The 20,461-nt window shown below is 35.8% G+C and carries 23 protein-coding genes; 14 read left to right on the top strand and 9 right to left on the bottom strand.

Annotated features, from left to right (window positions below; translation table 11 throughout):
• The first annotated feature begins 79 nt into the window (after positions 1–79).
• The 14 genes from F3G75_RS03845 to F3G75_RS03780 all read left to right on the top strand — a co-directional run bounded on the left by F3G75_RS03845 (position 80) and on the right by F3G75_RS03780 (position 12,213).
• The gene (locus F3G75_RS03845; protein WP_021091598.1) at positions 80–364 is read left to right on the top strand and encodes an NADH-quinone oxidoreductase subunit I; all 285 of its coding nucleotides are present in this window, start codon (positions 80–82) and stop codon (positions 362–364) included.
• 108 nt (positions 365–472) lie between these two features.
• On the top strand, positions 473–886 hold the full coding sequence (ndk, locus tag F3G75_RS03840) for a nucleoside-diphosphate kinase (RefSeq protein ID WP_149716606.1): 414 nt from the start codon (positions 473–475) through the stop codon (positions 884–886).
• A 16-nt stretch (positions 887–902) separates the two neighbouring features.
• Positions 903–1,262 carry a YceD family protein gene (locus tag F3G75_RS03835; protein ID WP_103604358.1) on the top strand — a complete coding sequence of 120 codons (360 nt, stop codon included), beginning with the start codon at positions 903–905 and terminating at the stop codon, positions 1,260–1,262.
• Between the two features lie 12 nt (positions 1,263–1,274).
• Positions 1,275–1,421: a 50S ribosomal protein L32 gene (gene rpmF / locus F3G75_RS03830; protein WP_002942540.1), complete on the top strand. Its 147-nt coding sequence runs from the start codon at positions 1,275–1,277 to the stop codon at positions 1,419–1,421.
• 3 nt (positions 1,422–1,424) lie between these two features.
• On the top strand, positions 1,425–2,414 hold the full coding sequence (gene plsX / locus F3G75_RS03825; RefSeq protein ID WP_103641161.1) for a phosphate acyltransferase PlsX: 990 nt from the start codon (positions 1,425–1,427) through the stop codon (positions 2,412–2,414).
• Between the two features lie 3 nt (positions 2,415–2,417).
• Entirely contained in the window at positions 2,418–3,425 is a 1,008-nt protein-coding gene (locus F3G75_RS03820; protein ID WP_149716605.1) for a beta-ketoacyl-ACP synthase III, read from the top strand.
• 236 nt (positions 3,426–3,661) lie between these two features.
• Positions 3,662–4,261 (top strand): peroxiredoxin, encoded by a 600-nt coding sequence (locus tag F3G75_RS03815; RefSeq protein ID WP_021091673.1) that lies wholly within the window; start codon positions 3,662–3,664, stop codon positions 4,259–4,261.
• A 123-nt stretch (positions 4,262–4,384) separates the two neighbouring features.
• The gene (locus tag F3G75_RS03810; protein WP_149716604.1) at positions 4,385–5,467 is read left to right on the top strand and encodes a PilZ domain-containing protein; all 1,083 of its coding nucleotides are present in this window, start codon (positions 4,385–4,387) and stop codon (positions 5,465–5,467) included.
• 8 nt (positions 5,468–5,475) lie between these two features.
• Entirely contained in the window at positions 5,476–7,764 is a 2,289-nt protein-coding gene (locus F3G75_RS03805; RefSeq protein WP_149716603.1) for an ATP-binding protein, read from the top strand.
• A 59-nt stretch (positions 7,765–7,823) separates the two neighbouring features.
• Entirely contained in the window at positions 7,824–8,435 is a 612-nt protein-coding gene (gene plsY / locus F3G75_RS03800; protein WP_149716602.1) for a glycerol-3-phosphate 1-O-acyltransferase PlsY, read from the top strand.
• On the top strand, positions 8,432–8,758 hold the full coding sequence (locus F3G75_RS03795) for a dihydroneopterin aldolase (RefSeq protein WP_149716601.1): 327 nt from the start codon (positions 8,432–8,434) through the stop codon (positions 8,756–8,758). The genes plsY and F3G75_RS03795 overlap by 4 nt, the downstream gene beginning before the upstream one ends.
• 76 nt (positions 8,759–8,834) lie before the next feature.
• Positions 8,835–9,506 carry a homeostatic response regulator transcription factor HsrA gene (gene hsrA, locus F3G75_RS03790; protein WP_021091657.1) on the top strand — a complete coding sequence of 224 codons (672 nt, stop codon included), beginning with the start codon at positions 8,835–8,837 and terminating at the stop codon, positions 9,504–9,506.
• A 38-nt stretch (positions 9,507–9,544) separates the two neighbouring features.
• Complete coding sequence (locus F3G75_RS03785) at positions 9,545–10,762, top strand: sensor histidine kinase (RefSeq protein ID WP_188115382.1); 1,218 nt, start codon at positions 9,545–9,547, stop codon at positions 10,760–10,762.
• A 2-nt stretch (positions 10,763–10,764) separates the two neighbouring features.
• Complete coding sequence (locus F3G75_RS03780) at positions 10,765–12,213, top strand: Ppx/GppA phosphatase family protein (protein ID WP_149716600.1); 1,449 nt, start codon at positions 10,765–10,767, stop codon at positions 12,211–12,213.
• A 61-nt stretch (positions 12,214–12,274) separates the two neighbouring features.
• Here the strand turns inward: F3G75_RS03780 and F3G75_RS03775 are convergent, their stop codons facing one another.
• The 9 genes from F3G75_RS03775 to trpD form a co-directional block, all read right to left on the bottom strand.
• On the bottom strand, positions 12,275–13,153 hold the full coding sequence (locus F3G75_RS03775) for an excinuclease ABC subunit A (RefSeq protein WP_149716599.1): 879 nt from the start codon (positions 13,151–13,153) through the stop codon (positions 12,275–12,277).
• Positions 13,150–13,467 (bottom strand): flagellar motor switch protein FliN, encoded by a 318-nt coding sequence (gene fliN / locus F3G75_RS03770; protein ID WP_021091807.1) that lies wholly within the window; start codon positions 13,465–13,467, stop codon positions 13,150–13,152. Before fliN ends, F3G75_RS03775 begins: the two co-directional genes overlap by 4 nt.
• Positions 13,464–13,883 (bottom strand): chemotaxis protein CheX, encoded by a 420-nt coding sequence (locus tag F3G75_RS03765; RefSeq protein ID WP_084041241.1) that lies wholly within the window; start codon positions 13,881–13,883, stop codon positions 13,464–13,466. Before F3G75_RS03765 ends, fliN begins: the two co-directional genes overlap by 4 nt.
• A 78-nt stretch (positions 13,884–13,961) precedes the next feature.
• Positions 13,962–14,711 carry a tryptophan synthase subunit alpha gene (trpA, locus tag F3G75_RS03760; protein ID WP_149716598.1) on the bottom strand — a complete coding sequence of 250 codons (750 nt, stop codon included), beginning with the start codon at positions 14,709–14,711 and terminating at the stop codon, positions 13,962–13,964.
• Complete coding sequence (gene trpB, locus F3G75_RS03755) at positions 14,704–15,885, bottom strand: tryptophan synthase subunit beta (RefSeq protein WP_149716597.1); 1,182 nt, start codon at positions 15,883–15,885, stop codon at positions 14,704–14,706. The genes trpA and trpB overlap by 8 nt, the downstream gene beginning before the upstream one ends.
• A complete protein-coding gene (locus F3G75_RS03750; protein ID WP_149716596.1) occupies positions 15,885–17,141 on the bottom strand; it encodes a DNA cytosine methyltransferase in 1,257 nt (418 codons plus the stop codon). The genes trpB and F3G75_RS03750 overlap by 1 nt, the downstream gene beginning before the upstream one ends.
• Positions 17,131–18,240, bottom strand: a complete 1,110-nt coding sequence (locus tag F3G75_RS03745; RefSeq protein ID WP_149716595.1) for a hypothetical protein — start codon at positions 18,238–18,240, stop codon at positions 17,131–17,133. The genes F3G75_RS03750 and F3G75_RS03745 overlap by 11 nt, the downstream gene beginning before the upstream one ends.
• On the bottom strand, positions 18,233–18,838 hold the full coding sequence (locus F3G75_RS03740; RefSeq protein WP_149716594.1) for a phosphoribosylanthranilate isomerase: 606 nt from the start codon (positions 18,836–18,838) through the stop codon (positions 18,233–18,235). The genes F3G75_RS03745 and F3G75_RS03740 overlap by 8 nt, the downstream gene beginning before the upstream one ends.
• Entirely contained in the window at positions 18,838–20,442 is a 1,605-nt protein-coding gene (trpD, locus tag F3G75_RS03735) for an anthranilate phosphoribosyltransferase (RefSeq protein WP_149716593.1), read from the bottom strand. Before trpD ends, F3G75_RS03740 begins: the two co-directional genes overlap by 1 nt.
• Between the last annotated feature and the right edge of the window lie 19 nt (positions 20,443–20,461).

The raw sequence follows: 20,461 nt of genomic DNA, 5'->3' as shown, positions 1-20,461 counted from the left end.
AGTTAAATTTAAGGGCTTATTTATATCATTTTCAGCTTTTTTTGATATTCTACGCCAAATTTTAATCTAAGGAGAAAAAATGTCTGTAAAAATAACTGATATATGCATAAGCTGTGGTTCATGTATTGATGAATGCCCAGTTTCAGCTATCGTTGATGATAGCGACAACCCAACTGGAGCAGATACATACTATGTTTATTCAAATAAATGCGTTGAGTGCGTAGGCTATAATGATGAGCCAGCCTGTGCATCTGCCTGTCCAACTGATGGTTGTATCGTATGGGACGCTGTTGTAGCAGGACAACCTTCGCGCGATCAGATCGGTGCTGATGCACGCAATGGCTCTATTCCAGTTATTCAATAAATTTATATTTATAAATTTTTAGGCTCAAATTGAGCCTATTTTATTTTTAAGCTTTATTTGATATAATTGCCAACTTCAATTTAAATAACCTAGATTTAAGGAAAATTTATGCAAAGAACACTTTCTATTATTAAGCCTGATGCTGTTAAGAAAAATGTTGTTGGAAAAATTATAGATAGATTTGAAAGTAACGGCCTAAGGATCGCAGCTACAAAGAAAATCAAGCTTAGCAAATGCGATGCAAAAGCGTTTTACGCAGTTCACAAAGATAGACCTTTTTTCAATGATTTAGTTGATTTTATGGTAAGCGGACCAGTTGTAGTTATAGTTTTAGAGGGTGAAAATGCAGTTGCTAAAAACCGCGAGCTAATGGGTGCAACTAACCCAAAAGAAGCAGCTCCTGGCACTATAAGAGCTGATTTTGCTGATAGTATTGATGCAAATGCAGTTCACGGAAGTGACAGCCTAGAAAATGCTGTGAATGAGATAAATTTCTTCTTTGCTTCAAGAGAAATTTGCTAACTTTAGGTCAAGAAAATTGATTATATCTTTTTCTAAAATAGCAAACAAAGATATAAGCTTTGAGCTAGTAGGAAATGATAATTTAGTTTTTATTGGAATTTTAAAAAGAAAAGACCCTTTTTTGGTAAAATGTCAAGGTAAGATAAAAGGGAATATAAATTATGTTTGCGATCGATGTGGTGAGTCATTTATATTACCTATCGATCAAGATGTAGAGCTAAATTTAAGTGACGGTATTTATAAAGATAGCGAAAATGAGCTTAGCGATACGATGGAATTTTTTGATGGTAATATTGATTTAAAAGAAGTCCTTGAGAGTGAGTTAGAAGCTTTTAAAAGCGATTATTTCTATTGTGAAAAATGTAAAAATTTATAAAGGAGAGTAAAAATGGCAGTACCAAAGCGAAGAGTGAGTCATTCTCGTGCAGCAAAACGTAGAACACATTATAAAGTTACACTTCCAGTGCCTGTAAAAGACAAAGATGGTTCTTGGAAAATGCCTCACCGCATAAACAAAACTACAGGTGAATATTAAAATATGATTCGCATTGCTATCGATGCTATGGGTGGTGATTTTGGTGCAGATCCTATAATATCTGGTGTTATTGATGCACTAAAAGAGACAGAATTTAAAGCTGTATTAGTCGGCGATAGCAATGTCATCAAACCACTCATTCCACAATCTTATTTAAAAAATATCGAATTTTTAGAAGCTAGCGAGGTTGTCTCAATGGCAGATGGCGCAACTGATGCGCTTAAAAGAAAAGATAGTACGATCTACAAAGCAATTGAACTTTTAAAAAATAAGGAAGTTGATGCTGTAGTTTCTGCTGGTCATAGTGGTGCAACTATGAGTTTAGCTACCCTAAGAATTGGTAGACTAAAAAATATTTCTCGCCCAGCAATTGCAACACTTATGCCAAATTCAAAAGAATCTGCGACTTTAGTTTTAGATGTTGGTGCAAATGTTGATTGCAGAAGTGAGCATTTGTTTCAATTTGCCATAATGGGTGAAGCCTATGCAAAAGAAATTTTAGGTAGAAAAGAGCCAAAAGTTGGTCTTTTATCAAATGGTGAAGAAGAGAGCAAAGGTAATGAAGTTAGTAAAGAAGCATTTAAATTAGTTTCTAGGCTTGATAGCTTTGTTGGTAATGCAGAAGGCAATCAAATTTTTGATGGTAGTATAGACGTAATGGTTTGTGATGGTTTTATGGGAAATATTCTTTTAAAGACTAGCGAAGGCGTTGCAGATACTATAGGTAAAATTATCAAAAAACAAATTAAAAAGTCACCTCTTGCTATAGCTGGCTCTGTACTCATGAGAAAAGTTTTTAAGACACTTAAAAAGCAGGTTAGCTATGACGAATATGGCGGTGCACCGCTTCTTGGTGTAAATGGTTGTGTTATCATAAGTCACGGCAAAAGTAATTCAAAAGCTATAAAAAATGCAATTTTTCAAGCAATAAAATTTGCTAATTCAAATATAAATAAAGTTATCGAAGAAGAACTTTCGCACTTTGCAAGGTAAAATATGCCAAAAGCTTCACTGATTTCTATCGCTTCTTACATTCCAGAAAAAATTCTGACAAATTTTGACTTTGAAAAAATGGTTGAAACGAGTGATGAATGGATAGTAAAGCGAACAGGTATCGAACAAAGGCATATTGCAACCAACGAAACAACAAGTGACCTTGGCACAAAAGCTGGTGAATTAGCTATAAAACGCTCAGGACTTGATAAATCTCAAATCGATGCAATCATCTGTGCTACGATATCTCCAGATCATCTTTGTATGCCTTCTACTGCTTGCAAAATAGCTAAAAATTTGGGTTTAAACTATGGAGTTACAGCATTTGATATAAGTGCGGCTTGTACCGGTTTTATTTATCTTTTAGAGCTTGCAAATTCTCTCATTGTTAGCGGTGCCAAAAAGAATGTCTTAATCATTGGGGCCGAAAAATTAAGCTCTATTGTTGACTATACAGATAGAAGCACTTGTATACTCTTTGGTGATGGAGCAGGTGCGGCTGTAATTAGTAGCTGCAATAATAATGAGATCATTGATATTCATACGGCAAGCGACGGTAAGCAAGCTGAACTTTTAATAACTCCAGGATGTGGGAGTGTATTTCCAGCCAGCGAGGAAACACTAAAAAATAGGCTAAATTTTATCCATATGAGTGGAAATGAAGTTTTTAAAATAGCAGTTCAAACACTTAGCAAAAGTGTAATAGAAATTTTGCACGCAAATAAAATGCAAAGCGAAGATATCGATTTTTTTATACCTCATCAAGCAAATATAAGAATAATAGATGCGGTAAAAAATAGATTAAATTTTAAAGATGAGCAGTGTGTCTTGACCGTTGCTAAATATGGCAATACAAGCTCCGCTTCAATTCCGATGGCTATAAATGATGCCTATGAAGACGGCCGTATCAAAAATGGTTCAGTTTTGCTTCTTGACGCATTTGGTGGCGGCTTTACATGGGGATCAGCGATTCTAAAATTTGGTGGAAAAAATTTTAGCGACTTACAATAATTACAGCAAGTAATCTTCTAAAAATTTTAACAGTACTTTTACTAATTTCTTTCAAATATTCTTATCAATAAATTTTTAAAATTCAAATTTTTACAACTTTTAACAAAATCCATTTTCTATTTTTTCCAATAATACTAAATTTACTAAATAAAAATTTCTAAAATATGTTTAAACTAAATTTAATTTTGAATAGATATAATTTCGCAATCAATAAAATTTATTATTAAGGAGAACAAATGTTAGTAACAAAAAAAGCACCTGATTTTACAGCTGCAGCAGTTTTAGGAAACAATCAAATTGTAAATGATTTTAATCTTTATAAAAATATTGGCGAGAAAGGCGCAGTTGTATTTTTCTATCCAATGGACTTTACTTTTGTTTGCCCAAGCGAAATTATCGCATTTGATAAAAGATATGACGAGTTCAAGTCACGTGGTATCGAAGTTATCGCGGTTTCATGCGACAACCAATTTTCACATTTTGCATGGAAAGAGACTCCAGTAAACAAAGGCGGTATCGGCAAAGTTCGCTTCCCTATCGTAGCTGACATGACAAAATCAATCGCTCGCGGATTTGACGTACTTCTAGAAGATGCTGGTGTAGCACTTCGCGGCTCATTCTTGCTAGACAAAGATGGAACTGTTCGCCATGCAGTTATCAACGATCTTCCGCTTGGTAGAAATATCGATGAGATGATAAGAATGGTTGATACTATGCTATTTACAAATGAGCACGGCGAAGTTTGCCCAGCTGGCTGGAATAAAGGTGATGCTGGTATGAAACCAAGCACTGAAGGTGTTGCTGACTACCTTTCACACAACGAAGGCAAACTATAATCAATAGAAATTTCTAGGTATCCTTTACCTAGAAATTTCTCCTCCAAATAAATTTAAATACTTTTTTAATATAACTTTTTATATCATAGCCTTGGCTTTAATCAACAACATTCCGGAGACTACATGGATTTTAAAGGCAGGCAAGAGCTTGTAATAAATTGCGAAGACAGCATACTTAAATTAAGAGATAAATTTATCGATGAAGGTATCAAATTTTGTAGGCAGCTAACATTTATCGTGCCGCACGATCAGGTAAGAATTTGTCTTGAAAATATCTTTGATACACTGCTTATTCAAAAGCCAAATGCTACGCAGCTACAAGATGATTTAAATAATCTAATACCAAAATCAAATGCAAGAGATGAATTAATAAATTTCCTACTTTTAAATTTGACTTTAAATTTTAGTCACTCTTGCGACAATAGCACTTTCGTAGGTTATTTCGTAAATGCCGTTTCAAGAATCAAAGAAATTTTATGTGGCGCCAAAGATCAGCAAGAAACAAATGTAAAAGATATGATTGAAACCGGAACATTTTTTTATGAAGATCCGATCAATACATTCACTCGTATGAAAAAAGCCAAGGTAAGGCCAGAGCTTTTAAATTTATATGATGGATTAAATATAAAATATGAGGCTGAAATTTTAGAAGTTAAAGAAGATAGTGTCGTTTTTCGCGTGGATATGATGCAAATTTTAGCTATGAAACAAGACGGCAAAGGTTTTATTTTGCCAAATAGCTTTTTCTCAAAGCCATTATGTGCTGATATTGTTAATTACAATATAGTCAATAAAGGCGTCACTCTTTCAAATTTCTTACGAAATACAACGATGTACGCATATAAAAGAAAATTCCAACGTATCTTGCCAAATCGTTTTACCAAAACTATTATCAAAGGCAAGCAAGACAAGATCGAAGGTAGCCTTTATGATGTTTCTGAAGGCGGCATAAGCGTATTAAGCCCGCAAACTACAAATTTTCAAGATGGAGAAGAACTAGAAGCAACCTTTGAAATCTTAATCGCACCAGATAAAGTAAAAAACGTGACTTTAAAGCTAAGACTTGTTACAGAGCTGGCATATAAAGGCTACATCAGATACTGTATGAAGCTTATCGATGATGATGAAACTATAAAAGATTTTACGCAAAAGCGCATAAAAGAGACACTTGATGAGCTTCGCTCACGTATAAATTTATACGAATAAGGCAGCTAGTGAAAACAATACAAGAAAATTTAAAACTTTTTTATATCGGGCTAAAAGACAAAGAACCATTTTTTTATAAAAATAAGGATCTAACCACCCATGCAGCCATCATCGGTATGACTGGCAGCGGCAAAACAGGCCTTGGTATCACTCTTTTAGAAGAAGCCTGCATAGATAATATCCCTTCCATCATCATCGATCCAAAGGGCGACATCACAAATTTAGCTCTCACTTTTCCGCAGATGAGAGCGGAGGATTTTTTACCATACGTCGATGAAGCAGAGGCCACAAACAAAGGACAAAGCGTAGAGGAATTTGCCGCTGCTCAGGCTGAGCTTTGGAGAAATGGCATAGAGTCGAGCTTTCAAGATCTTGAGCGTGTAAAAATTTTAAAAGAAAGCGCTAGCTTTAACATCTACACACCAAAAAGTTCAGCTGGCATAGGCGTGACGCTACTTAGCGACTTTGCCTGCCCAAATATCAATGACGAAGAAATTTTTAGCAACTATATAAATTCGCTTGCAGCCTCGGTATTATCTCTCATTGGTATAAATTCCGAGGACATGAATTCAAAAGAACAGCTGCTCATCTCAACTATATTTGAGACTAAATTTAAAGAGCAAAAAGACGTCAGCATCGAAGAGCTAATAAATTTCATCGTAAATCCGCCTTGTAAAAAGATAGGCGTTTTTGATGTCGATACCTTCTATCCAAGCAGTGAGCGCCTAAAGCTTGCCATGAAGATAAACGCACTTATCGCAAGCCCAAGTTTTAAAGGCTGGACGCAAGGCGTTAGACTTGAAATTTCAAAGATGCTATTTGACGAAAACGGCAAAGCAAAGTGCAATATCTTTACAATCTCGCATCTAAATGATGCTGAGAGGATGTTTTTTGTCACTCTTTTACTAAACGAGATCATCGCGTGGATGCGCGGCACAGAGGGCACTAGCTCACTTAGAGCGATCCTATATATGGATGAAATTTTTGGCTTTTTTCCGCCAAATGCAAACCCTCCGTCAAAAACGCCTATGCTCACGCTTTTAAAACAAGCTCGTGCATTTGGTTTAGGCTGTGTTTTAAGCACGCAAAACCCAGTCGATCTTGATTATAAAGGCCTTAGCAACATCGGCACTTGGTTCATCGGCCGCCTCCAAACAGCGCAGGACAAAGCTCGCGTGATCGACGGACTAAGTGGCATAGCAGGCTCAAACCTAGATAAAGCCTCACTTGAAAATCTCATATCAAATTTAGCCAAAAGAAATTTTTTACTCAAAAATATAAACGAGGACGGCTTAAATGTCATCTCCACTCGCTGGGCACTTAGCTATCTAAAAGGCCCACTAAGTCGTGAGCAAATTTCAAATTTGATGAAAGATAAAAAAGAAAATTTAAACAGCCAAAGTATAGATAAAAGCGAGATGAAATTTAGCGCAAAACCTATCATCTCAAGTGCGATCACGCAGCTTTATGCTAACTCAAAAAGCCTCACGCCAAATTTATTTGCAAGTGCAAAGGTGAGAATTTATGATGCCAAAAAAGGCATAGACAGCGTTTGTGAGGTGAGCTACCTTTACGAGCTTAATGAAAACGACAAAGTGCCAAACTGGAGTGAGGCTAGCGAGGGCATGCACGTTGATGCAAGCGAAAATGAGCCAAGCGGTGCAAGCTTTGCCGCTGTGCCAAATTTCATTTTAAAAGCTAAAAATTTTGACAATATCCAAAAAGATTTTAAAGAGTATCTGTATAGAAATTTCAAATTTAACACCTTTGAAGCATTGGGAATTTATTCAAACAACAATGAAACAAAGGAGCAGTTTTATATTAGGCTTCAAGATAAGTGCAATGAAATTTCAGAAGAACAAACTGCAAAACTCACAGCAAAATTTGAAAAAGAGCGAAAAAGCTTACAAGACAAGCTAAACAAGGCTCTAGCAAAGCTTGATAAAGAGCAAAAAGAGATGACCACAAGTGGGCTTGATGCTGCCATAAATATAGGCGCTAGCATACTTGGAGCGATATTTGGCAACAAGCTTTTATCTCGTCAAAATGCGGGTAAAATCGCATCGAGTGCAAGAAGCGCAAATAGAGTCTTAAAAGAGCGAAGTGATGTAAAGCTTAGCGAGCAAAGTGTAAATGATATAAATTTAGCCATTAGCGAACTTGAAGAGAAATTTGAAAAAGAAAGCAACGAGCTAAAAGAAGCAAATGATATAAAAAACATAACCATAAATGAAATACAAATTTCACCAAAGAAAAGCGATATCTACGACGAAAAAGTCGTACTTTTGTGGAGATGATTTATAAAATAATTAGTATTTTTTTACTATCATTTCTCTTTAAATTTAAAAGGTAAAATATGCAAAATTTAATACTTTATGCCATTAGCTATCTACTTGGAAGTATTCCATCTGGTCTCATTCTTGCAAAAATTTTTGGGCATGTTGATATAAAAAATGAAGGTAGCAAGAGCATCGGTGCGACAAATGTTTTAAGAGTTTTAAAACAAAAAGATCCAAAATTAGCCAAGAAACTAGCCATTTTAACGATAGTCTGTGATGTTTTAAAAGGCGTTTTGCCACTTGTTGTCGCTTCACATTTGGGAGCTAGCCAAAGCGTGCTTTGGACGATGGCGGTTTTAAGCGTGGCTGGACATTGTTTTTCAATATTCTTAGGATTTCAGGGCGGCAAAGGAGTCGCAACTGGAGCTGGCGTGCTCGTATTTTTCTTACCAGTTGAGATCATTATCGCTCTAGCTGTTTGGTTTGTGGTCGGAAAATTTTTAAAAATTAGCTCTCTTGCTTCACTTTGTGCGTTGATAGCTCTGATTGCATCAAGCTTTATAATCCACCCAGAGTTAGATGAAATTTACACACATGCTCCGATACTAATCATCGCATTTTTAGTAGTTTATAAACACATACCAAATATCGTTCGCCTGCTTTCAGGCAAGGAGAAAAAAGTCGTATGAAAAGTGAAATGACGACGATCATTAAAGATTATAAATTTGAAACGATCATCGGAATGCTTGATTTTGAGCGAGTCACTAAGCAAGAGGTGCAAATGAATCTAGAAATTTGCTCAACCAGTTTTATTGATTATGTTTTAATTATTGACTTTGTTAAAAATTTTTATAATGAAAGACAGTTTCAAAGCGTTGAAGAGTCGCTTGAAAAAACCAGCAAAGCGTTAAAAGAGAAATTTGGCTCACTAACTAGCCTTAAAATGGAAATTTTAAAAACTGAAATTTTACCAAACGCAGTTGTTGGAGCAAAAATAAACACTATTTTTTAAAAATTTATTAAACTATCTTGAAATATTGCTTAATTTATGATACAATCGCCCATAAATTTTAGTTTAAGGAAGCAAAATGCGTATTTTAATAGTTGAAGATGAAGTGACGCTAAATAAGACGATTGCTGAGGGCTTGCAGGAGTTTGGCTATCAAACTGATAGCTCTGAAAATTTTAAAGATGCTGAGTACTATATAGGTATCAGAAATTACGATCTAGTTTTGACTGATTGGATGCTCCAAGATGGCGATGGCATAGATCTTATAAACATCATCAAACATAAATCTCCACGCACTTCAGTTGTAGTTCTTTCTGCAAAAGATGACAAAGAAAGCGAAATAAAAGCACTTAGAGCTGGTGCTGATGACTATATCAAAAAACCATTTGATTTTGACATCTTAGTAGCTAGACTTGAAGCAAGACTACGCTTTGGCGGCACAAATATTATAAAAATAGATGAGCTCATCATCAATCCAGATGAGGAGAAAATCACATATTTAGGTCGTGATATTGAGCTTAAGGGCAAACCTTTTGAAGTCCTAACTCATCTTGCAAGACACTCAGATCAGATCGTATCTAAAGAGCAACTGCTTGATGCTATCTGGGAAGAGCCAGAGCTTGTAACTCCAAACGTCATTGAAGTCGCTATCAACCAAATCCGCCAAAAAATGGATAAACCACTAAATATTTCAACAATTGAAACTGTTAGAAGACGCGGATATAGATTTTGTTTTCCCAAAAAAGCCTAAGGAATAGATTTATACTACAATTAGCATCTGGTGCTATGATGCTAATTGTAGTTATTTCGGTAATGCTTTATCACTATATAAGGGTTACCGTTTTTCAAAGTGTAGTTAATGAGCTAAACTATCAAGCAGAAGCTTATAAAAAAAATCCTCAGAATTTCAATCCTTTAAATTTAAAAACCTTTACGATAGAAAATCCAAACAAAACTCTAGCAACGATAAAAACAGACGAGCCACAAGATAAAGAAACATATATCGTAACGCAAAAATCAAAGGATCAAAGTAAAACTTTTTTAATAATAAAACTCTATGAAAGCAGTTATTTAAGCCTAGAAAAAGATACTACTCTTCAAGCCCATATAGTAGAAGAAATTTTTATAGATATTATAATCGTAAATGTGTCAGCGATACTTTTGGTGCTTTTTTATGCACTATTTTTATCAAGAATGCTTTTAATACCTATAAAAATTTTGAGTCATAAACTTACAAATTTAGACGAAAAATTTCTTCATGAGATCGATATAAAAAGTCTACCAGATGAGTTTTTGCCACTTGGGCAGAGCATAAACAGGCTAATCTCTCGTATCCAAACATTTGTCTTATACCAAAAAGAACTTTTTGTAGGCGTGGCACATGAGTTAAAAACACCGTTGGCTGTAATGAAAACAAAAAATGAAGTTACGCTTTTAAAGCCACGCGAGAGTGAAAAATATATCGAGGCTCTAAAATCAAATAATGAAGCTATAAACGGTATGAACGCAATGATAAGTTCTGTGCTTGAGATCGGTCGCCAAGAGGGAGCTCAGTTTGAAGAGCCAGTAAATACCGATGTCATAGGATTTTTAAAAAAACTTGCAAAAAACTATGAGATACTTGCAAAAAATGATGGAAAAAATATAAAACTAAACCTAAAGCCAGAAATTTTAAATCTAAAAATACAAACTAGCTTACTAACCCACATTGTGCAAAATTTTGTTCAAAATGCCATTAAATTTTCACCAAAAAATAGCACTATTGCGATTAACTCTAAGCTCATAAAAAATAAATTTATCATTGAAGTAATAGATGAAGGAATAGGCATAGATGAGAGCAAAGATTTATTTGCTCCATTTAAAAGATACGGCGACAAAGGTGGTGCTGGGCTTGGGTTGTTTCTAGCTAAAGGTGCGGCGCAGGCTCTTGGTGGCGAAGTAGACATTAAAAATAGAAACGATAGAAGCGGTGCAGTCGCAAGCCTAGTTTTAAATATAAAAGGATAAAAATGGCAAAGAGAACCGCAGTAATCGACCTTGGCTCAAATTCCATGCGAATGGCAATATTTGAGAGAACGTCACGCTTAGCATTTTTTATACTAGCTGAATATAAAACAAAGGTTCGCCTAGGTGAAGGCGGATATGGCTCAAACAATGAAATATCCAAAAGCTCAATGGAAAAAGCACTAAAGGCCTTTAGCGAATTTTCAAATATCATAAAAAGCCACAAATGCAATAAAGTCTTATGTGTTGGTACTTCAGCGCTTAGGGACGCTCCAAACGCAAATGTTTTGATCTCTCTTTTAAGAAAAAAACTTGGCATAAATTTAAAAGTCATAGACGGCAAAGAAGAGGCTACTTTTGGTGCAATCGCGGCCAAGAATTTACTCCATAACATCGCTGAATGCGTCACTATTGATATCGGTGGCGGATCAACTGAGCTTGCCAGAATAAGCAAAGGCAAAATAATAGGTACGCTCTCACTTGACATTGGTACAGTTAGGTTAAAAGAGCTTTTTTTTGATAAGAAAAACTTAAATAAGTTGCCAAAATTTTTAGAACAAGTTACAAAACAGATAGATGAGCGATTTAAATGCCAAAATATAATCGCTATTGGTGGCTCTCTTAGAGCGATATCATCTGCTATAATGAGCAAAAATTTATATCCACTCTCATCACTGCATGGCTTTTGCTATAAGCTTAGCGACGAGCAAGCCTACATCGAGAGCATTGCAAATGTTAGCGTGCTTGAGCTAAATAAATTTCCTATTAAAAAAGATAGATACGACACCATTAGAGAAGGCGCACATATCTTTTTAGCCCTTGCCGAAGCTCTAAATGCCAAAAATATTATAACAAGCGGGGTTGGTGTAAGAGAGGGAGTGTTCTTAAAAGATTTTTTACGCCCTAGCCTTAAATTTCCGCAAAATTTTAATCCAAGCATCAAAAGTTTGCAAGATCGTTTTATATTATCATGCAATAAATCTGTCACAAGATATGCAAAAGATATATTTATGGTATTAAAAAAGCTTCACGGTCTAAGTGATAACTATCTTGAAGCGCTTTTAGTTGCTGCAAAACTTCACAATGTTGGTCAAGAGATTGGCTTTTATGGTGATCATAAAAACTCAGCCTATATAGTCTTAAATGCCTTAAATTATGGCTTTTCGCATGAACAAAAAGCATTGATTGCAGTAGTAATTGGCACAAACGGAAAGAAAAATATCTATGAATTTGAACGGTATAAAAATTTACTTCCAAAAGCCGAGTGTATAAGATGGCTGAGTTTTATACTCTCACTAGCAAAGGCACTTGATCTAACTTGTGAAAGAATAAATTTAAACTTCGAATTTAGTGGGCATACGCTAAAAATAGAAGGCGCAAAAGAATTCGCTATGGCAAAAGAAGAGATAAAAAAGATCACAAAACCTGAAATTTTTGCTATTTCGTTTGTATAAATTTTGAAACTAGCTTTAACGCATAAAAATTTAAATTGGATGAGAATTTTAGCTAAAACTACTAAAATTCTCCGCTCATTTTATCTTTATAGTTACTTAAACTATTTTTTCGCTCTTCTAAAAATGAGCTTAGTTTTTTCTTGTTCTCTTCGAAAAATATAGCAAAATCTTGCTCATTTTGTATCTTGTCTTCACCAAAGCTATCAAGCATTACATTTGAGCTACCAACTATCACTAAATAACGTCTATTTTCATAGCTTAATAGCATTAGTTTATTAGTGCGATCAAGATACTTTTCATATATTATATTGACGTTACTATTTTGATTTTTAAGTAGCCAGTTCATTGATTTTGTATCATTTTGAGACTGATTTCTAGGTGTTTTAAACCCGCTAAAATCACTACTCTTTGAAGTAATATATCTTTTAAATACATATAAAAACACAAGAAGCGCTATAAGTATGCTTAAGACTATAAAATACCTTGAATCTATGCTTAACATAGGTTCTTCTTCAGTTTTTGGTATAGTAGCTGCCTCTATTTTTGCACTAGCTTGAGGCATATTTTGTATTTGAGGTTTTGTATTTTTTAGTGTTACACGAATGCGGAGTCCAAAGCTATCAGTTGTCTTTGAGGCGTTTACAATAATAGCATCGTTTGAGCGCAAATTTAAAACTAGCGAGTTTTGCTTTGGCTCTATCTCTAGCTCTTGAATGATTTTTGAGTTTATATCCTTGCTAGCACTTTGATCATAACTTAGCGAATTTAATATCAAAGATGTTGTGTCCTTTTCGCGCTTTTGAAAGATATTTCCTTCATAAGGTGCATCAAAGCTAAGCATAATATCGACTCTATCAGCACGTTCATAGATATTGTAAGTTAATAGGTTTGAAGCTAAAATTTGAGTTGCAAAAAGTAAGAAAAATAGTATAAATTTCATAAAAGTTCTTTTTTGAAGTACTGAATAACTGACTTTGAATCCAAAATTTCATTTATCCTGATGGCTAAATTTTTCTCATAAACCATTACTTCACCTTTTCCAAAAATTCTATTATTTATATATAGCTCCACGCTCTCACCAGCTGGCTTTTCGAGGTCTATAACCGAGCCAGCTTCAAATTTCAAAAGCTCATTTATACTAACCGTGGTAGTTCCTAGCTCAGCTATAAAATCAACGCTTATATCCATAAGCTCATCATAGCTCTTAAAAAGCCCTAGCTGCTCTAGCGTCTCTATCGCACTCTCGTCGTTCATTGTATGTCGTAGCCTATTTGAAATGTTCTATTTTTTATTTTATATACAAATTTCTCTTTTAGTTTGATACCAAAATTTTCAACTTCGCCTAAAAATTCAGGCGTTCCAAGCTTATAAGCATTTGGCTCTTTTTCGTTTAGCAAATTTTTAGCTTTGCCAATGATCTGATTTGCTATCTCTTTACAAAGATCGTCCAGATCGCCACCATCAACATCTTCGTGACCAAAAAAGGCATTCATGAAAATTTTCAAAGTATCTTTTTTAAAAAATAGGTAAAAATGATACTCGCTTTTACCCTTATAGACTGGTATGCTAGCTCCGTAAAATCCTTTGCCTAGACTCTTGCCAAACTCTAAATCTAGCCCTAAAGTATCCTTACAAAGATAGCTTGTAGCTTCATCTATAACTTTTCTCATATCTCTTCCTTAAGACTTGAAATGCATTTTCAATTATACTTTGGCTTTACTAAATTAGCTATAAATTTATTAAGCATTTTAAAAGAGTTTATCTATCTCTTTTACTAGCTTTTCACCGCTAAATTCGGCACAAAGCTTAACTATTTGCGTACCTATGATTGCTCCATCAGCATATTTTTTTACCTCATTAACATCATCTTTGTTTTTGATACCAAAGCCCACAGCTACTGGTAGATCGCTCTTTTTCTTAAGCTCTAGAACTAAATTTTTTATCCTATCTTCATCAGCCCTTTTTGAACCACTAACGCCGATTGCGCCAAGAGCGTAGATAAATCCTGAGCCAAATTTTAAAATTCCATCCGCCCTGCCCCCAGAGGTGACGCTGATAAGTGGTATCAGGCTTAAATTTAGCTCCTTGCACTTTAGAGCAAATTCCTCGCACTCCTCGCAAGGCAGATCCGGCACGATAAAGCCGCTCACTCCAGCTTCAACTGATCTTTTGAGAAATTTATCAACGCCGTAAGCAAAGATAATGTTGTAATAAACCAGAAAAACAAGTGGTTTTGTCACTTTTGCCTTGCAACTCTCAAGCATATCAAAGACAACGTCGGTATTTACGCCATTTTGCACCGTCTCAAAGCTAGCTTGCGCGATGAGTTTGCCGTCAGCCAGTGGATCAGAGTAAGGGATGCCGATCTCGACTAGATCAAGTGTGCTCTCATCTAAATTTTCTAAAAATTCCTTCGTTTTTTCTAGGCTTGGATATCCAGCCACGATGTAGCCGATATTTGCTTTTTTGCCGTTAAATGCGCTTTTGATCTTATCCATAAATTTTTCCTTTTTCATAGCCGATAACTGTGTTTATGTCCTTATCGCCCCTGCCTGAGACGTTTACGACGATGACGCTTTTTTTATCAAGTTTTGGGCAAAGCTTTTCTAGATACGCCAGTGCGTGTGCGCTTTCGATGGCTGGGATGATGCCCTCCATCTTGCTTAGAAAATACAAGGCATTTATGCACTCATCGTCGGTCACGGCCTCGTATCTCACCCTTTTGATGTCGTTTAGGTGGGCGTGCTCTGGGCCGATGCCTGGGTAGTCTAGGCCTGCTGAGATGCTGTGAACTGGCGAGATCATACCGTATTCATCTTGCAACACAGTCGTTTTCATGCCGTGGATGATGCCGGTTTTGCCTTTGCTAAGCGTAGCTGCGTGATAAGGCGTCTCTATGCCAAGACCGCCAGCTTCTATACCTACTAAATTTACGCTCTCATCGTCCAAAAACGCACTAAAAATACCAATAGCATTACTGCCGCCGCCAACGCAGGCTATGACGTAGTCAGCCTTTTTGCCATACTCTGCAAGCTGAGCTTTGGCCTCTGTGCCGATGATGCTTTGGAAGTCACGCACGATCTTTGGATACGGGTGCGGGCCGACGGCTGAGCCGATGACGTAAAACGCACTCTCTATCTCATTTACCCACGCCTGAATAGCCGCCGTAGTCGCCTCTTTTAGCGTTTTTAGGCCGTCTTCTACGCTCACCACTTTTGCGCCAAGAAGCTGCATGCGAAAGGCATTTAGTTGCTGCCTAGCAACGTCTGTAGCACCCATATATACGTCACACTCCAAGCCCAAAAGTGCCGCCGCAGTCGCTGTCGCCACGCCATGCTGACCAGCTCCGGTTTCAGCTAAAATTTTCTTCTTACCCATTTTTTTAGCAAGCAGTGCTTGAGCTAGGGCGTTATTTATCTTATGTGCGCCCGTGTGGTTTAGATCCTCTCTTTTTAGGTAAATTTCATGTCCGTAGTGCTCGCTTAGGCGCTTTGCAAAAAAGAGCGGACTAGGCCTGCCAACGTAGTTTTTAAGCAGATCATCAAGCTCATCTTTAAACTCTTTTATCTTTGCGATGCTCCCATAAGCATTTTCTAGCTCATCAAGGGCAAACATCACCGTCTCAGGCACGAACTGCCCGCCAAATTTTCCAAAATATGCTTTAGTATTCATTATTGATTTCCTTGTAAAAATTCTTTTGTTGCTTTTGCTATTGCATACGAAAGTGGCGGTGGAACAGCATTTCCAACTTGTTCACAACGCCTAGTATGAGAACCAAAAAATTTATAATCAAGCGGAAACCCAGTAATAACTGCCGCTTCTCTTACCGTAATACTTCTATGTTCTTCTGGATGAATAGGAAAATTACTATGCCCAGGCACGAGCGTTGGGGCAAGCGTATTAAAATCTAGCCTCATTGTGTTTCCGCGTGAATAAAATTTAGAAATTTTTAGCTCATCTGGCAAACTATCAATATGATCTACAATATTTCCACCTGCCTTTATAAATTTAAATCTTTCTACTGTTTTTTGACTATGTTTCATTGGGATATTATCACGGTCATCTTTATTGTTATAATCTATACTAGCAAGTGCTTCTTTAATACAAATTGCTTTTTTAAATTTTGCATTCTTCAACTCATCTTTACTGAAATCCATTTTGGTATTTATTTCGTTACTATTGTGTGTTGGAATAGGAAATTTAAACTTACCATTTAAATCGCTTCTTACAGCTATAATTATGAGTCTTTCACGCTTTGTTGAGCTACCATACCATGCAGAATTTAAAACCTTAAACTGAACCTTATAACCTATTTTTGTATATATCTTTATGATATCATCAATAACTGAAATCTGAAATTTAGAGATATGGTTTAAAATCTTTTGCTTTTTATTTCTTAGATCCTTGCCATATTTTTCAAATTCGTTACTAATTGCATTTTTCTTTCTTAAGTCTGCTTTTTTACCTTTATAATTTTCCATTTCCTGCCATAACTCGTCAACTTCATCTAAAATTTCTTTTGGTGTATCAAGTGGTAATATTTTAGCATTTAACATACCTTTCACATTCTCTATTATGCTAATTTTTGGGCGTAAAACATCAATGATTTTTAAGTAATAATCATAAAAATGATTTCGTGGATCATTTGGACTGCGCTCACCAGCAAGCGAGAAACCTTTGCAAACAATTCCCCCAAAGCAAACATCTATGTCTTTATTAATGCGCTTTTTTAGCTCTTGTGGATTAATTTTTGTAAAGTCACTACAATCCACAATAGTACTCTTTAATAATTTTTTATTATTGTATGTTAGTGTATGTATGGCATCTTTATCAAAATCATTAACATAAAGTGTTTCAAATCCATTTTTTAAAAAGCCTAGATGACTACCTCCTGCACCAACAAAAAATTCACATATATTAAAGCTCATTTATCGCCTTTTCAAATACATTCTTATACTCATTAAATTTAGATTTTTGAAGAATTTGTTTTATGAATGCATCTCTATTTGAAACAAAGGGATCAAATAAAATTTTTCTCTCATTACTGCGTGGAGCAAAATCCAATATAGCAAAATCATCACGTGCTATACTTAGCCAACTTGAAATATACCTACCATCTGACTGTGTTAGAAATAAAATATCTGTTTTAATATTTTGATTTTCTCTAATTTTTTCTGCAATTTTTTGATTACTTAAATTAGGTTCTTTTTTTAATACATCAAACAAAACTTCATAATAAGGAGATAAATATGAATCAAACATCATATAGGCAAAATTTGCAAAATCTAGATTCGCAAATTTTGCACCCATTTCATTCGGATAATTTTTGCTATCAATAAAACCTAGTGAAGCAAGTGATATAAAAGCATTCCTCCAATTTTGATTATTTATAGTATTTGTTTTTCTTAAGATTTGCAGCTCTAAGTCTTGTCTATCAACTTTCTTTGCTTTAATTTTATATATCAACAAAACTTTAAGCAGAAAATACAATTCAAAAATACGATTATCCCTTACATAATATTGTGAAATGATCTTTAAATTTTCCTGCTTGCTGTTACCAAGTTTTTTAAGTTCATTCTCGCTAACAAGTCTAACAGCCAAATTTTTAGAATTAATTTCTATAATTTTTTTAGTATCAGGATACTTAAAAAGTCCTATATTAAATTCATTTAGCCTAAGAACACTATCTGGAAAAATATAAATACTATAAAATTTTTCAAATTCACAAAAATTATAATTTTTATTTGTAAGCTTATTTTTTGCAAAATATTCATATTGAAAAATTTGTCCAATACCACGAACATAGTCAGTTACATTTATTTCACCACCCTTACACTCCATGATTGCACGCACGCTATTATTCTCAAATATAGTAAAATCAGCAGTTATGCCATTTATATATTTATCCTCGCGTACAAATTTAACATTTGAAAAATCAATGTCCAAACTTTTACAAATATCCTTTTGAATATCGTAATTTGCAAAAATTTCATCTTGAAATGTTTTTTCTAATCTAAAATCATACATTGATATTTAAAGCCTCCAAAATTCTCTCTATCTTTTGCGCATCTTTTATGCCGTTTTCGTCCTCGACTTTTGAGTTAATATCGACTAGATATGGCTTAAATTTGAGCGCCTCTTTTATGTTGTGCTCGCCTATGCCCCCAGCCATGCCAAATTTAAATTTGACCTCTTTTAAAATTTCCCACTCAAAGCTAGTGCCATTTCCGCCGGCATTTTCGCCCTTGCAATCAAAAAGCGCCATGTCAAAATGCTTAAAATCAACCTCTGGCAAGCTATCTTTCACGCTAAAAACCTGCCAAATTTCTTGTCCCATATCTTTTAAATTTGCATGCAAATTTTCGCTCACCACCCCATGCACCTGAGCCACGTCAAGCCCTACAAACTGGCAAATTTCCATTATCTCACAATTACTTTGATCAGCAAAAACGCCAACTACTTTTTTACCCTTACTGTGAGCAAATTTGGCTATCTGCCTAGCTAAATTTAGCTCGACTATTCTTTTGCTTTTGGCAAATATTAGCCCTATGTAATGGACTCCAAGCTCGCAAACCGCGCTTGCTTCATCTAGTGTTTTGATACCACAAATTTTAACTAGCGCCATTACGCTTGCGCCTTTATAAACTCTTCATAAAATTTATACGCCCTGCCAGAATTTATCGCCTCAAGCACCATTTTTTTGGCCTCGTCTGGGCTCTTTGCTCCATCAGCTGCGTAGAGTGCAAACATCGCGTTAAAGACCACGATGTCAAATTTCGCCCCCTGCTCCTCGCCCTTTAGCGTGCGGATCAAGGTTTTGGCATTTTCTTCTGGTGTGCCGCCCTCGATGTCGCTGTGAAGTGCTCTTTTAAAGCCAAACTGCTCTGGCGTGATGCTGTACTCAAAAATTTCTCCATTTTTTAGCTCAACAACGCTTGTTTCACTGCAAAGCGTGATCTCGTCTAATCCGTCATCACCTCGAACGACCAAAGCATGCTTTCTACCAAGGATTTTAAGTGTCTGAGCGTAGAGTTTTAAGACAGGCTTATGATAGACGCCAACTAGCTGGTTTGTAAGGTTTAAATTTGGATTTAAAAGCGGTCCAAGCACGTTAAAAACGGTCCTTATGCCAAGTCTTTGGCGCACTTCTCTTACCTCACCAACTAGTGGGTGGAAAAATGGCGCGTGAAAAAAGGCTAAATTTTTATTTGCTAAATTTTCACGCTGTTTCGCCAGTGATTTTTCACTTTTTACACCTAAAATTTCAAGCACATCAGAGCTGCCTGACTTACTTGAGACGGCCTTGTTACCGTGTTTTGCTACCTTTATACCAAGACTTGCAAGGATAAATGCCACAGTTGTTGAGATATTTATTGTCTTAAAGCCATCGCCTCCTGTGCCGCAAAGATCGATCATAGGCGTATCGTCGCGGTAGGTTTGCGAGTATTTTAGGATATTTTTTGCAAGCGCTGCAAGGCTTTTTGGGTATAAGCTCTTTTCGCTAATGAGCACCAAAAGGGCTGAAAGCTGCACGATCTCGTACTCTTTACTGGCTATTATCTCGCAAATTTGCTCAAAGTCGCTATCATCAAGCGGTATGCTCTCTTGAAGCTTGATAAGATATGGCTTAAGTGAGCGAATTTTTGGCTCTTTAACCTCATCTTTTGCTTTGTAATTTACAAAATTTTCAACGATCTTTTTGCCGTATTGCGTGAAGTAACTCTCAGGGTGAAACTGGATGCCAAAGATCGGCTTATCTTTTACGCTAAGTGCCATTACGACGCCATCATCGCTTATAGCATCAGCACTTAGACACTCTGGGAGCTCATCGACATAGAGTGAGTGGTAGCGCATAACCTCAAAGCGCTCAGGCAACCCATCAAAAAGTGGCTCTTTATTTTTTACATCAATAAAAGATGTTTTGCCATGAAGTGGGTCATCTAGTCTTTTTATCTTTGCACCATAGCTTAGACCGATAGCCTGATGTCCAAGACAAATTCCAAGCACCGGCACACCAAGGTCGGCTTTTAGAATTTCTAAACAAACTCCGCTATCTTTTGGGTGCTTTGGCCCTGGGCTTAAAATGATCTTGCTTGGGTTTAGTTTTTTGATCTCATCAAGCGCGATCTTGTCATTTCTAACACATCTAACCTCTTCATCTGTAAGCTCTTTTACATATTGCTCAACATTAAAAACAAAACTATCATAATTATCTATGAGTAAAATCAACCTATATCCTTTAAATTTA

It is taken from the genome of Campylobacter concisus (assembly GCF_902460705.1).
Classification (GTDB): Bacteria; Campylobacterota; Campylobacteria; order Campylobacterales; family Campylobacteraceae; genus Campylobacter_A; species Campylobacter_A concisus_Z.
This window is presented reverse-complemented; position numbering and strand designations above follow the sequence as displayed.

Coding starts and splice junctions, on each gene's coding strand:
- F3G75_RS03845 (WP_021091598.1), top strand. CDS start 80: ATGTCTGTAAAAATAACTGATATATGCATAAGCTGTGGTTCATGTATT.
- ndk (WP_149716606.1), top strand. CDS start 473: ATGCAAAGAACACTTTCTATTATTAAGCCTGATGCTGTTAAGAAAAAT.
- rpmF (WP_002942540.1), top strand. CDS start 1,275: ATGGCAGTACCAAAGCGAAGAGTGAGTCATTCTCGTGCAGCAAAACGT.
- plsX (WP_103641161.1), top strand. CDS start 1,425: ATGATTCGCATTGCTATCGATGCTATGGGTGGTGATTTTGGTGCAGAT.
- F3G75_RS03820 (WP_149716605.1), top strand. CDS start 2,418: ATGCCAAAAGCTTCACTGATTTCTATCGCTTCTTACATTCCAGAAAAA.
- F3G75_RS03815 (WP_021091673.1), top strand. CDS start 3,662: ATGTTAGTAACAAAAAAAGCACCTGATTTTACAGCTGCAGCAGTTTTA.
- F3G75_RS03810 (WP_149716604.1), top strand. CDS start 4,385: ATGGATTTTAAAGGCAGGCAAGAGCTTGTAATAAATTGCGAAGACAGC.
- plsY (WP_149716602.1), top strand. CDS start 7,824: ATGCAAAATTTAATACTTTATGCCATTAGCTATCTACTTGGAAGTATT.
- F3G75_RS03795 (WP_149716601.1), top strand. CDS start 8,432: ATGAAAAGTGAAATGACGACGATCATTAAAGATTATAAATTTGAAACG.
- hsrA (WP_021091657.1), top strand. CDS start 8,835: ATGCGTATTTTAATAGTTGAAGATGAAGTGACGCTAAATAAGACGATT.
- F3G75_RS03785 (WP_188115382.1), top strand. CDS start 9,545: ATGCTAATTGTAGTTATTTCGGTAATGCTTTATCACTATATAAGGGTT.
- F3G75_RS03780 (WP_149716600.1), top strand. CDS start 10,765: ATGGCAAAGAGAACCGCAGTAATCGACCTTGGCTCAAATTCCATGCGA.
- F3G75_RS03775 (WP_149716599.1), bottom strand. CDS start 13,153: ATGAAATTTATACTATTTTTCTTACTTTTTGCAACTCAAATTTTAGCT.
- fliN (WP_021091807.1), bottom strand. CDS start 13,467: ATGAACGACGAGAGTGCGATAGAGACGCTAGAGCAGCTAGGGCTTTTT.
- F3G75_RS03765 (WP_084041241.1), bottom strand. CDS start 13,883: ATGAGAAAAGTTATAGATGAAGCTACAAGCTATCTTTGTAAGGATACT.
- trpA (WP_149716598.1), bottom strand. CDS start 14,711: ATGGATAAGATCAAAAGCGCATTTAACGGCAAAAAAGCAAATATCGGC.
- trpB (WP_149716597.1), bottom strand. CDS start 15,885: ATGAATACTAAAGCATATTTTGGAAAATTTGGCGGGCAGTTCGTGCCT.
- F3G75_RS03750 (WP_149716596.1), bottom strand. CDS start 17,141: ATGAGCTTTAATATATGTGAATTTTTTGTTGGTGCAGGAGGTAGTCAT.
- F3G75_RS03745 (WP_149716595.1), bottom strand. CDS start 18,240: ATGTATGATTTTAGATTAGAAAAAACATTTCAAGATGAAATTTTTGCA.
- F3G75_RS03740 (WP_149716594.1), bottom strand. CDS start 18,838: ATGGCGCTAGTTAAAATTTGTGGTATCAAAACACTAGATGAAGCAAGC.